Below are 12,208 nucleotides of genomic sequence, written 5' to 3' on the forward strand. Positions count from 1 at the left end.
GCTCAACAAATACGCCTGAAAAGAGATGAAATGAGTCTTATGGCCAGTATTTTAAGAGGCTAACAGAAAAAAGACAAAGCCTCTTGTTACGCGCTTTGTCTTTTTTCTATTATTTTTTAAGCAGCATTTCTTTAAACGCAGCAGACTGTTTTTCAATTGAGATTGGATCCGCATAGATAAATTCATTAATTGAATAGTACAGGACATGTCCTTGTTTCACTGCTTGATTCTTCTTCCATACCCCGCTGTTTGTGATGTCAAGATTCGGTGCTTTTCCATCCTTTGTCGGTACAAGTAAATAGTCACCTGTATACTGGTTCATCTCTTCTAATGAAATACCGAGATAACCTTCTTTCGGAAGAGCTTTTTCTGCCTTTTCAGGCAAGCTGAATCCATAGCCTTGATAGATAACTTCCCCGCCGCGTCCAAAATCTGTACCAAATAAGTATACTTGCTTTGGCTGGACGTCCATAATGGAGAACGTCTTGTCATCACCAATTTTTGCTTTGACCTCTTTGCCGTCTTTTTTCAGCTGCTCGTCCATTTCTTTTATTTGTTTTTTCGCTAATGCTTCTTTTCCAAGAATCTTTCCGATTTCAATATGCATCTCTTTGAAGCTGTGTTCACTTGTTGTGAAAGTGATCGTTTTTGCGATTTTTTTATATTTTTCAACTTGATCATTTTGTGAATATGCAATGATGAGATCAGGCTTCAGCTTAGCGATTGCTTCCACATTTTCCATCGGCACCCGCTTCACACCTGTTTCGTCTAAAAAGGATGATTTAGGATAGACATCTGTCATGCCAACAGGTGTCACACCTAACTTTTTAAAATTCCCAAGCTGCGCTGTTAACACAACAATTCGCTTCGGCTTGGCAGGAATGGTGATCTTTTCACCCGTTTCTGTTGTATATGTACGTGTACTTGCTGCTTGCTCTTTATTCTCTTTCTGCCCGCATGCTACTAACAGCAGTGCCAGCAGACTGACTAGCCAAATCATTTTTTTCACTTACAAAACCACCTTTAATTGAGAATGATTATTAATTATAGCATAAACAGTGTGGCTTAGATGTATATTTTTAGAAGTGAATGCCACACACAAAAAAACCTCTCCTGTTGGAGAGGGTTCGAGGACCTTTTTCTATTGTGAACTAAGTCAAGTACACGCGCAGAGAATGTATAAAACCCCGACACGATGGATGCTATGAGAATATATCTTGTGAATATTTTTTGTATACATTTAAAGTTTTTAATTACAGGATCTTATTAAAGTAAAACACCCTTTGGTTGAAGAACATTATTCAAACATTAAAATTTTGGGGTCTTTATTGTAACAGTGAACAAGCATAGCATGTAATTGTCCCCTATGATGATAAACATGTGCTAATATCTCTAACAACCATTCATACCTTGTATATGTCACACCCCAATATGAAGTGGTACGAGACAGTAGTTCTGTGTCCGATAATTTCATATAATTATTTTTTAATGAATGAAAATTAGTCATTAAGCCATTTTCTATCGACTCTAAAGTTTTATATGATACATTAGCATAAAATTTTTCCATCTCTTCTTGGGTAGCCTCATTAGCAATACGCCAGTCAGCTTCACAAATGATCGCAATGTGTTCCAGCAACTCTCCGATAGACTGCTTATGAGGTGTTGGTTTTTTTTGTAAATCACCTTCTTCTAATTGACTTACTATTTTTAATAATGTTTTAACAGCTACTTCAATTTGATGTAAAACACTTTCACAATTCATTAGTGCCTCCTTATTAAAGAATTCTGCCATTTTAGTTGAACAAGCTTTGAGAATATTGTTGATGCAATGATTTTATACTCCAATTATAGATTAAATTTACTTAATCAATATCATAAAGAAAATTTATCTTTTTAACAATTTTAATCTGTGCTTTTCGATACAAAATGAACTACTTCACTTAAACGCTGATAAATAGTGAAGTTCCTCTCAATTTACTCACACAATACCACTCATAAAAAAACAAAAAACCCTTCATTTCAAAGGGTTTTCAGGTTCTTTCACAAATGATAAATCGAATCCTATCGGATACTATAGACGCGCTCGGAGAACGTATAATTTGTGTCTTTAATTACTGTTGTAACAACGTTTTAAAATGACCTCGTGCAAAATTTTTGCAAAGAATATTTCTATTAACACTTTAAATCACTATTAACTTTACTTTAATGCTATCATGAAGAAATTTTATCTTTTTTTACAATTTCAATCAAAGTTTTAGTTCTTCTCTTACCGTACATAATTCTCAGAAGATCTTCGAGGATATAAGAATCCCAATTGATTAAGCTTTCGCGTATTAAAAAATAATTCAAAAGAAATATTTTATCAACAACATTATCAAACAGTTTAAAATATTCAGCTCTATCTATAATAGTATTATTATGCAGGCTAGAGAAATATTCAACATTCGTTATAGGAGTACCGCTTGATACCGAATGGGACACTGCACTTAATTTCTGATAAAAAAATAAATTCTTCTCAACTGAATCATAATACTCGCTAAAATCATCTTCATCTAGGCATTTTTTCAAATCATTAATAAATTTTCTTTTAGTTTCTTTAAATCGAAAATCTAATTTTTGAAATTCAAGAGTAGGATTATCATTTAGCATAACGCCTCTCTCTTTTTCCAATACGAATTTAAAATTTGCCTCTTGGGCAGCTCTCAGTAATAATAAAGCACCCCTACATTGCCCAGTTATAAGTGCATAAAATGATTCAAGTAATAACGAAAAAGTCATATCAAATTCGGAATCAAAGTAATTTTTCGTCTCTGCTTTGTTCTTAAGATAACTAAGTGAAAATATATATCCGAAAATGCCATTAATTGCAGTTGAATTTATTGATAAAAATTGATGATTAACTCCTTCTAAACTATTAATTTTTTCTAACTCATCATTGAAATAGTCATTTAAAGTTTTCACTTTTCTTTACTTCCTTTACTTACTGTGTTGAACCAACCTATAACATTATCTTCTATAGTTTTTGATGATCTTTGCACTCTAGGATCATCATTTTCATCATTGATGTCTTTTTCGTCCAGGTAAACCATAATTAATTTTATATATGTAGATACTATTGAAGGATCGTATTCTTTTGAGATATCATTAAGTAGCCTAGAGGCAAGATAAGGTCTACCTCTGAACACATAATCTTTATAGTTTTTTTTGAATACTTCTTTTATAAAGCCTTCTAAATCTTTCTTATTTTTAAGAATATTTCTTTCAGTAATTAATTCATAAAGAAGCCCCAAAAATAAACTTTTAGTTTGTTGTAAAGTAAACTTGTTTTTATTTATTACACTAAACTCAATTATAAAATCTTTTTTACTTTCAATCTTTTTCATGTTCTCCCTCCGAATCATCTTCCACCAACCTTCTGATTTCTAAGACAACCCTTGTAATAGAGTTTTTCAGTGCATCATGTTTTGCTCCACTTTCATCATATAAAGAGAATTTCAGAGGAACTGAAGACTGATATGGTATTTCTGTATCAAAGAAAGGCAGATTGATGTCCCTCTGAAGTGTTCTTTTTAGCTTACTTTCAATAGTCATATCATGCGTTAAAGTAAATAAAATTCCTAGGGCTTTAATTGATGGACGACTTATATTATTTCTAAGTATGTTATACACACTAATGATCCTTGAATCTTCATTATAAAAAGTATCATTAACTAAGTTACTTAGTAAAGCAATACCTATACTAGAGAATAAATCAATCTTACTTGGAATTATATAATGATCTGAAGCAAATAAACTAGCCTGAGTTAAAATTGTCCAATTGGGTGGACAATCAATAATTATATAATCATAATTCTTTCTTAATTCATATTTATTGAAATGATCATCTAAAACATTATGTTTTCCACTCGTATCACCGTATAAAGATTCAAATAAATCTAAATCTCCCGGTATTAAATCTAAGTTGTCTTTTAAATTATAAACCAAAGAAAGGTTTTCTGGTTTAAGAACTACATCCTTCTTCATAAATAACGACTTTACTGTCATTCCTTTTGCTTTTAATCTATTATATATTAACTGAGACAATATTTCTTTCTTATAATTATCTTTATTAGAACCATCATGTTGTTCACTCTCTTCGACTTGCACCTCGCCTGAAGGTGATACAACCTCTTCGTATTTCTCTTTTGCCTCTTCATACACACTTAATAATAACGCTTCCTCTATTTCGTTCTTGTGATACATAAATTGATGATTAAGTAACGCTTGTGTAGCGTTAAATTGCGGGTCCATATCTATTACTAAAACTTTTAGGTTATCACGAGATAAAGCATCAGCAATATTAATCGCTGTTGAAGTCTTCCCCACCCCACCCTTTAAATTTATAAATGAAATAACTTTAGCTTTATTAGCATCCATTTTCCTCACTCCATTGTACTTATTTTAGATATCTTTTACTATAGATCATACAATATGTGTACTTTTTTGTAAAATTAATGTAATGAGTTTATTAAAAATTTTTAAACTAAAAAACTATATTCAAAAACTTTTAATCTTAACTTTATAATATCATCGAGCACATGTAGACATGCTGATAAAATAATAGAGAAAACGTATATCTCTTCAAAAATGTCGTATTTAAAATTTAATTACTTGAAGACTTTCATTCAATATGAATGAAAGTCTTCTATTCTATACGAATTCAAACTATAATCACTTCAATTAAGAACTTATAATGATATATCCATATAACATTTTTCCAAATGAGCTATAAATATATTGACTTATTGAATATTCCCCCATCTATGTCCTCTCTCTGCTATTAGTTTTTTATCCATTCCATGTCATCTTTTGTCCATCCCTCTGGTAAGCCATTCGGGAATGGATCATCTGCATACACTGGCTTCAAAAGAACCTCATCATATTCTTTCGTTTCTGAATCCATATGAGCATACATATGAGCATATAGCTCTAGTTGCTGTTGCACATCTACCATAACGAGATTCACACCCATAGGATGTGATTTAAGTTTCATTCCATAATTCCCCATATAAGACCAAATAGGGCTATAAAACTTACGACCACCATCCACAAGATCATACGTGATTCTTTTATCTTTCTTCTCGACCTGTTCATCATTGAATAGGTGTCCTGTATGACGCTCCACGTTTATATGCGGAAGCTCATACGTAATATCATACACCGATGTTTCGCCCTTCATTTCACTGCTATGCTTCGTTTCTTCCATTTCAACTAAAGAACGGTTTCCGCTTTTCTTGTATGTCAAATAACTATCGACTATATTAGTAGGGACTTCAAAATCAAATGCAGGCGCAACCTTTCCGCCGATTTCATTTTCATAATGAAGATTCACTTTCCTTTCAAAGCCATAACCTGTTTTCTTTTTTGGAATTTGACTAATCGGTATACTTAACTGCTCATAAAACACCTTTCCCATCAAAGGCGTTTTTTCTGTCATGACAACACCCTTGTAAGACAGATTTTTGTCTTTTCCCGCATCTGCCTTAATCGTTTTTTCACTCGCTGCGTATCCATCCGTTGCAAGTAAATTTTTCGCAAAATCAATTTTAAAATCGTTTTTGCTGAAGTCTGTAAACTTCACTGTGTAAAGAGCCTTGTCATTTACCTTCAAATACTTCGCAGGGATTTTCATATCAATCTTCTTAGGTAACTCTTTTGCTGTATACATTTTTGATGTGACTTTTGTTGAGCCACGATATAGACCTACTGTGATTTTTTTGCCGGACATTTCTTTCAAGCTAGACTTGTAATTCAATTCTTTTGACAAAAACACTTTGACAGGAAGACCCTTTTCCCATTGCGCTGTATATATTTGCAGTTTTTCAAAGCCCAATTTTCCAAGTGGCTTGTCATAATAATAATTAATCGTGATGTTTTTTGACCCCACTGTTCCGCTTTCTTTGTCTCCATCAGTCCTTACATAACGATATGTGTATTCTCCATTTTTGATAGAAGGGTGCTTTTCTGAATACTTTTCACCACGCACCTTTTTGTAATTCTTACTTTCCTTAATTTTTTCACCTGTACGGTTATCATAATAATTAACCGTCACAGATCGCTCCAAATTATAGTAAAACTTGATCGTCACATCTTTGTTGCTTAATGTACCTGTTTTCTTATTTGTGTTCACAGGAATAAATGTTTCTTTTCCTTTTGTGATAGACGCTTTTGGCGCAAATGAATATGTTGAACCTATGTTTCTTGTGTAACTCTCTTTTTCAAGAAGATCCCCCGAATACTTGTCTATATGTTGTACATTGATGTTCTTTTGACGCTTCTCAAATTTCGTCTTAAATGAAGTAGTATTGTTTGGGTCTGCAAACACTTCGCCAAACCCTAATACTTGATAACTACCTGTTGAAGGTTTGGTGATCAAAGGTAGATAAAGAGCCATATCACTTTCCAGCTTTCCAGTATTATAATTTATCCCTACATTCAGCCCAGCTTCTAAATGTACTTTTTGATACCCATACACACGCATAGTACCATTTGTTACTTTCTTCCTTGTTGCTTCATTTACAATTGTGACACCCTTAGGCACTTTAATTTTCACACTGTTTTTCTTAGATGTTTTCAAAGTTGTTGTTTGTGAAATTTGTTTATTATCTTTCACATGGACCGATAGATCATTTTTAGAAAATTTAATAGAGTTGTCTATATCTTCGCCATTTATAACTAAATCCCATAGCTTGTCATACTTAGGAAGACTTTTCCCCGAATCTCCACCAGAATATAAACGGTCTAAGATCAATGATGTAATGACAATACCTTGTTTTTTATTTTTAAAGATATTTTCTTGACCACCCCATCCATAATACAAAGCCCTTTGCACTCTCGCATTATCATAAGGTGTCGCTTCTTTAAACTTTGAACCTGTCGGCGGTGACGCTTTAGAATGCTGAAAACAAAAGGCCTGTTTCCCATCTACCCTAAAATCTCCGACAACTGAACCACGATAAGTGACTGCTCCTTTATATTCAATTTTGGGAGTCGCTGCCTTCGCTTTGGATGGCTTTAGAAAAGAAAAAATGGAATCGATCAACCCTTGTTTGTCTTCAAGGTCGCTTTCCATTAATAGTTCTTGATTTATATCTCCTTTTTCAATCAATCCGTTAAGCGTTGCTTTGACACGTTCACCGTCAACTTGCATATAGAGCACTTCGCCATTCATTTCTAAATATCCGTCATGGTTAACACCAAATGTTTCTATTCCTTCACCTTTTGCATGAACAGAAGGTGAATATCCTATGATCACGCTAAAAAGCATGATTACAATTACCGCTAAAAGTTTTCGTTTCCCTAGCGACACTTTATTTTTCATTTCGACACCTCTCACTTTTTCAAAATAAAAAAGGCATCCTTTTTAGAATGCCTTTCAATCACTTTCACTTATTCAACTTGTCCCATGGTACACCATCAAGATCATTTCCATCATACTTATATTCCTTATACGTTTTACCTGGAGATTGGTCTCCACCATGATTTTTGATATTTCCTTCGCCTGTTTTAATACCATTTGTAGACGTACCACCATTTGAACGTTTAGGCGCTGTTTTTTTAGGAGTGTTCACATGACTATATGACTTTTTAGAACTGGTTGATTGTTTTGGTTTTTTAGAGCTTGTCACCGATCTGTTAGAACTGGTAGACCCATTAGATGGCTTCGTATGGCTGTATGATTTATTAGAGCTAGTTGAACCATTAGAAGAGCTGTATGATTTCTTAGAAGCCACTACTGGAGCTTTAGACGTTGAAGTATTGTTATTCTTCTGCTCTACCTTATTTATCGACTGGCTCTTTTCTTCTTTTTTGGTTGCTACTGTTTCACTTTTCTTTGAATCTATTTTTTTAGTTTTCTTTGAATCTGCTTTTTTACTTTTCTCTACCTTGTCCTTTTTAGGGCTTTCCTTCTTCTTCACTTCGTCTTCTTTCTGCCCCTTAGTTTCAGTCTTTTTAACATTGGTGACAGAAACTGTTTTTGCTTGCTGTTTTTCCTGTGTTTCTTGCTTTGCGTTAGCATTAAACCCCCAAATAATACCGCCTACTAACACGCCCGCCAACCCTAGACCAACAACAGCTTTGACCATTGTATTTTTCTTTGCTTTCATTTGTCTAATCCCCCAATTTTCCGCTATTCATTTAGTCAATTATATCACGAATTAGCATTATTTTACATAAAAGAACAAAAAGAAAAACAATCAATCCCCCTATTCCCCCAAATCTTTGGGGGACTCCCTCGCCGGTAGGCAGCTCAAAAGGTGTGATGACCTTTTGAGACATTAAAAGGGTTTGGGGGCGCTGATTGTTTCAACTCCTTAAATTCTCCATCACTTCGTTCAGTCCGATTTACCGTTGACACAAACCTTATTCGCACCACTGGACTTTGATTCGATTGATCTTAGATACATTTCAAATAGTTCTTTCATAAAAGGAATAGCTCTAATTTCTTGCCTCAATCCTATCACCTCATTTGCATTTCAGCTAAGAACGTTTCTAACATGTCTATATGCTTCTTTTCTAACTTCGCATTAAGGAGCAGATACTCGTAATCAAACCACCATTTCATGAATTGGCGTTAAGTAGGCTTCCAACATTTTTTCATGCTTATCTTGTAATTCCGCATCTGTAATCATGTCCGATAGATCATTTTTTCCTAAAGCTCTATCAGCTTCTAAAATCATTTTCATTGTTGGCGCACAACTATTTTTCAACCAATTACGAGACTTTTCATAGAAATCTGTTTGCGGCTTTGTATACAACCTTAACTTCTTTACATCACCGATAAATTCTAACCAAAAAGGGCTTGTTTCCCTTTTCCTTTTTTCCTCTGGCCCATCTTCTTCAACAAAGCGAACATAATTATTAATGATAGCCATACCGATACTGGTCAAATTCCTATCTTTAATTAGTTCACCAACAGCAGAATGAGCACGTTCATTTTTTAGTCTTATTTCATACCTGTTCCAGTCTTCCATCTCTTCATAGGGAATGTTATACTTTTCAGCTTGCTCGAAATTCTTTTCATAAAAACAAAGATATGCATCTGATTTTTTTGATCCGAAATATAACGTTGTTCCCCCAAGTCGCCCATCGCCAATATCTAGCGACCCATTGTAGTCAGATTTACGAAACCTTGAGACACATAATCCCTTTTGTGCTTTTTCTAAAAGAGATGGTATTGTGAAATAAGTTCGTTTGTCATCAATCGCTATATCTAATCTTGTAAAATTGCCTTTCTCATTCAAACAATCTTGAAAGAAATCAAACCAAGTCTTTTTCCTACATTCCAAGAAAGATTCGAACTGTCTACAACCTTTACCAGAAAACTCAATCAGAATACCCCTTTCATCATCTGGAGAACTATACATGACTTTGATCATATCCATCTCCCACGTTCCAATATATCCGTAAAAGCCTTTCGGCTTCTCTGTCATATAATCTCTGTTAATATGCAGGACGTTTTGAATGATATGGTCAATGTCATGTGTTTTAAAACTAACTCTTACATAGTCAACCATTGATATTAAATTTTCTTCTTCTTTTTCATTTTTCCGTACTACCCCCCTGTTAGACAGGAAAAGGTTTTATGTCGACAAAAAATGACCCCTCTAACAGAGTCATTAAAATGGATATTGAAACAATGCAACTTTTTAAAGGTTTATTTAAAACATTAATACCCAATCATTATGAACTAATTTTTGTTAGTCCTACAAACCCTAAACAAGTTTTAACAAATGAATTTGTTAATAAGATACTTAAGAAAACTTTGAACGACTTAAAAATTGAACCTGTAACAATTCATGGTCTAAGACACACACACGCCAGCATACTTCTTTACAAGAAAATATCTATTTATTATGTTTCAGAAAGGCTAGGACATGCTAGCATTGACACAACCCTTAGATATTATGCTCATGTGGTAAAGGAGCTTAGAGAAGAAGATACTAAAAACACTTTAGATTTGTTTCAAAAAATGTTATCACTTGAAAGAGCCACAAGTGAAAAATTTGTGCAAAATAAAATGAAATAATATCGTTTTCTAACGTTTACTCACGTAATTTCAATTACATAAAAAACAAAGAAAACCCTTTATCTAAAAGGGTTTTCAGCTTTTTACAAATTTTCAAATCGAATCCTATCGGATACTCTAGACGCGCTCGGAGGGATTCGAACCCCCGGCAGACGTGGTACCGGAAACCACCGCTCTATCCAACTGAGCTACGAGCGCACGATATGTTTTTTGAACGTCAGCATATCAAATTATAAGGGAAATGCTGCAAGAAAGCAATGAAATTATGATGACTTCAAAAAAGAAGCCTGCACCATAAAGATGCAGACATTTCTATTATGCATTTTTAACAGATGCAATAATGTTTCGTTCTATGTTTTCATTTATTTCATCCACTGTTTTCACAAGACAAATGATCCCATCAATAAACGGCCAAATGAACAAGGTCAACCATCCTAAAAGAAGCATGACCACTGCATAGCCTTTCTTTTCATCTAAATAAAAACGATGAATTGCAAAAGCTCCAAGGAACCACCATAAAAGAAAAACAACTAATTTCGACTTTTTTTTGGCTTGAAGTTCAGTTGACACAACAATTCGCTGTTGATCAGTCAAACCACTTTTTTCTAGAAGTAGATTATCCACTCTTTTTCCTTCTTTCCGACTATATATAATTACAACATAGGTAATATTACCTCATAACAGAAAGTTTTACCATATTTTTTTAAAACTTTTCCATGGTTTAAGAAAAATAATTTTGGGAAAAATAACATGTGGCTGTCGAATTTTTTGATTGCGTTTTGTTTGACCTTTATTGACCAAAAATGTATCATTGAATTACATACTTACCTAAAAGGTGAAGGAGGAACATTATGAATTTAATACCTACAGTCATTGAGCAAACAAATCGTGGGGAAAGAGCTTACGACATTTATTCTCGTCTTTTAAAAGACCGTATTATCATGCTTGGTTCTGCGATCGATGACAATGTTGCCAACTCCATCGTGTCACAGCTGCTTTTCTTAGAAGCTGAAGATCCAGAAAAAGATATTTCTATCTACATTAACAGCCCTGGCGGTTCGATCACAGCTGGTATGGCCATTTACGATACGATGCAATTTATTAAACCAAAGGTATCAACTATTTGTATTGGTATGGCTGCATCTATGGGTGCGTTCCTGCTTGCTGCTGGTGAAAAAGGTAAGCGTTATGCTCTTCCAAACAGTGAAGTAATGATTCACCAACCACTAGGTGGTGCCCAAGGTCAAGCAACAGAAATTGAAATTGCGGCAAAACGAATCCTTTCTTTACGCGATAAACTGAACCAAGTACTTGCTGAACGTACTGGTCAGCCAATTGAAGTGATTGAGCGCGATACTGATCGTGACAACTTCAAAACAGCGGAAGAAGCACTTCAATACGGTCTCATTGACAAAGTCTTGACCCGTAATACAGAAGAACAAAAATAATCATCACAAAAATAAACCGTCTGCTCTTTGAACAGACGGTTTTTTTGTGATTGAAATATGCTTTAAGACAGCTCCGTCCATTTCTGCTGAAGAGACGGTGTTTGATAAGAAGCCATCTGTGTGATTAATTCTGCTGGTTCGCTTGAAGCATGTAACAATTGAAGGTGGGATTCATTCGAAAAACCTTCCTGTACACTAAACTTCACCATGTCAATAAGCGGGTTAAAATAGTCATTCACTTGATACAAGCCAATTGGCTTTTGATGAATGCCGATTTGAGCCCAGCATAGCACCTCAAATAATTCTTCATATGTACCAAAACCGCCTGGCATCGCAATAAACCCGTCGGATAGCTCGCTCATTTTCGCTTTTCGTTCATGCATTCCTGTTACCTCGATGAGCTCTGTCAGCCCTTGATGCACAACTTCTCCTCTAAAAAGCCCCTTCGGCATGACCCCAACTACTTGTCCGCCATGTCTCATCACCTCATCGGCAATGGCCCCCATTAAACCAATACGTGAGCCGCCGTATACAAGCCGGATGCCCTGTTTCGCCATGTAAGCACCCAGTTCCACAGCCTTTTGTTTGTAGACCTCATTTACACCTGGATTTGAACCAGCAAACACACAAATCGTTTTCATCAAAACAGCTCCATCTCTCTCTATGATTTTCTTCACTCACTCATTCTACT

12 protein-coding genes and 1 tRNA gene are annotated in these 12,208 nt (G+C 34.6%); 2 read left to right on the plus strand and 11 right to left on the minus strand.

Annotated features, from left to right (window positions below):
- Positions 1 to 109: 109 nt before the first annotated feature.
- From AKG37_RS08320 to AKG37_RS08355, 8 genes are all read right to left on the minus strand, one after another.
- Complete coding sequence (locus tag AKG37_RS08320; RefSeq protein ID WP_060698524.1) at positions 110 to 1,000, minus strand: ABC transporter substrate-binding protein; 891 nt, start codon at positions 998 to 1,000, stop codon at positions 110 to 112.
- A 297-nt stretch (positions 1,001 to 1,297) separates the two neighbouring features.
- Positions 1,298 to 1,762 (minus strand): DinB family protein, encoded by a 465-nt coding sequence (locus AKG37_RS08325; protein WP_060698377.1) that lies wholly within the window; start codon positions 1,760 to 1,762, stop codon positions 1,298 to 1,300.
- A 449-nt stretch (positions 1,763 to 2,211) separates the two neighbouring features.
- Positions 2,212 to 2,961 carry a hypothetical protein gene (locus AKG37_RS08330; protein ID WP_060698378.1) on the minus strand — a complete coding sequence of 250 codons (750 nt, stop codon included), beginning with the start codon at positions 2,959 to 2,961 and terminating at the stop codon, positions 2,212 to 2,214.
- Entirely contained in the window at positions 2,958 to 3,383 is a 426-nt protein-coding gene (locus AKG37_RS08335) for a hypothetical protein (protein WP_060698379.1), read from the minus strand. Before AKG37_RS08335 ends, AKG37_RS08330 begins: the two co-directional genes overlap by 4 nt.
- Complete coding sequence (locus AKG37_RS08340; protein ID WP_060698380.1) at positions 3,370 to 4,416, minus strand: ParA family protein; 1,047 nt, start codon at positions 4,414 to 4,416, stop codon at positions 3,370 to 3,372. The genes AKG37_RS08335 and AKG37_RS08340 overlap by 14 nt, the downstream gene beginning before the upstream one ends.
- A 403-nt stretch (positions 4,417 to 4,819) precedes the next feature.
- The gene (locus tag AKG37_RS08345) at positions 4,820 to 7,360 is read right to left on the minus strand and encodes a MucBP domain-containing protein (RefSeq protein ID WP_060698381.1); all 2,541 of its coding nucleotides are present in this window, start codon (positions 7,358 to 7,360) and stop codon (positions 4,820 to 4,822) included.
- Positions 7,361 to 7,424: 64 nt separating this feature from the next.
- The gene (locus AKG37_RS08350) at positions 7,425 to 8,147 is read right to left on the minus strand and encodes a hypothetical protein (RefSeq protein ID WP_060698382.1); all 723 of its coding nucleotides are present in this window, start codon (positions 8,145 to 8,147) and stop codon (positions 7,425 to 7,427) included.
- 441 nt (positions 8,148 to 8,588) lie between these two features.
- Complete coding sequence (locus AKG37_RS08355) at positions 8,589 to 9,557, minus strand: replication initiation factor domain-containing protein (protein WP_078060990.1); 969 nt, start codon at positions 9,555 to 9,557, stop codon at positions 8,589 to 8,591.
- A 107-nt stretch (positions 9,558 to 9,664) separates the two neighbouring features.
- Between AKG37_RS08355 and AKG37_RS08360 the strand changes: the two genes are divergently transcribed.
- Positions 9,665 to 10,069 (plus strand): tyrosine-type recombinase/integrase, encoded by a 405-nt coding sequence (locus tag AKG37_RS08360; RefSeq protein WP_060698525.1) that lies wholly within the window; start codon positions 9,665 to 9,667, stop codon positions 10,067 to 10,069.
- Positions 10,070 to 10,191: 122 nt separating this feature from the next.
- Here AKG37_RS08360 and AKG37_RS08365 read toward each other — a convergent pair.
- Positions 10,192 to 10,267: transfer RNA gene (locus AKG37_RS08365), tRNA-Arg, on the minus strand.
- Between the two features lie 117 nt (positions 10,268 to 10,384).
- The gene (locus AKG37_RS08370) at positions 10,385 to 10,693 is read right to left on the minus strand and encodes a TM2 domain-containing protein (RefSeq protein WP_060698384.1); all 309 of its coding nucleotides are present in this window, start codon (positions 10,691 to 10,693) and stop codon (positions 10,385 to 10,387) included.
- A 227-nt stretch (positions 10,694 to 10,920) separates the two neighbouring features.
- On the opposite strand from AKG37_RS08370, the gene clpP reads away from it, so the two are divergent.
- Positions 10,921 to 11,517: an ATP-dependent Clp endopeptidase proteolytic subunit ClpP gene (gene clpP / locus AKG37_RS08375; RefSeq protein WP_007500118.1), complete on the plus strand. Its 597-nt coding sequence runs from the start codon at positions 10,921 to 10,923 to the stop codon at positions 11,515 to 11,517.
- A 62-nt stretch (positions 11,518 to 11,579) separates the two neighbouring features.
- Here clpP and AKG37_RS08380 read toward each other — a convergent pair whose 3' ends face one another.
- Positions 11,580 to 12,158, minus strand: a complete 579-nt coding sequence (locus AKG37_RS08380) for an LOG family protein (protein ID WP_060698385.1) — start codon at positions 12,156 to 12,158, stop codon at positions 11,580 to 11,582.
- Positions 12,159 to 12,208 lie beyond the last annotated feature (50 nt).

The organism is Bacillus australimaris, assembly GCF_001307105.1.
Lineage (GTDB): Bacteria > Bacillota > Bacilli > Bacillales > Bacillaceae > Bacillus > Bacillus australimaris.

Excerpts from the sequence above, each read along its gene's own strand:
- AKG37_RS08340 (WP_060698380.1), bottom strand. The coding sequence starts at position 4,416 with ATGGATGCTAATAAAGCTAAAGTTATTTCATTTATAAATTTAAAGGGT.
- AKG37_RS08355 (WP_078060990.1), bottom strand. The coding sequence starts at position 9,557 with ATGGTTGACTATGTAAGAGTTAGTTTTAAAACACATGACATTGACCAT.
- AKG37_RS08380 (WP_060698385.1), bottom strand. The coding sequence starts at position 12,158 with ATGAAAACGATTTGTGTGTTTGCTGGTTCAAATCCAGGTGTAAATGAG.
- AKG37_RS08350 (WP_060698382.1), bottom strand. The coding sequence starts at position 8,147 with ATGAAAGCAAAGAAAAATACAATGGTCAAAGCTGTTGTTGGTCTAGGG.
- AKG37_RS08335 (WP_060698379.1), bottom strand. The coding sequence starts at position 3,383 with ATGAAAAAGATTGAAAGTAAAAAAGATTTTATAATTGAGTTTAGTGTA.
- clpP (WP_007500118.1), top strand. The coding sequence starts at position 10,921 with ATGAATTTAATACCTACAGTCATTGAGCAAACAAATCGTGGGGAAAGA.
- AKG37_RS08325 (WP_060698377.1), bottom strand. The coding sequence starts at position 1,762 with ATGAATTGTGAAAGTGTTTTACATCAAATTGAAGTAGCTGTTAAAACA.
- AKG37_RS08345 (WP_060698381.1), bottom strand. The coding sequence starts at position 7,360 with ATGAAAAATAAAGTGTCGCTAGGGAAACGAAAACTTTTAGCGGTAATT.
- AKG37_RS08320 (WP_060698524.1), bottom strand. The coding sequence starts at position 1,000 with ATGATTTGGCTAGTCAGTCTGCTGGCACTGCTGTTAGTAGCATGCGGG.
- AKG37_RS08360 (WP_060698525.1), top strand. The coding sequence starts at position 9,665 with ATGGATATTGAAACAATGCAACTTTTTAAAGGTTTATTTAAAACATTA.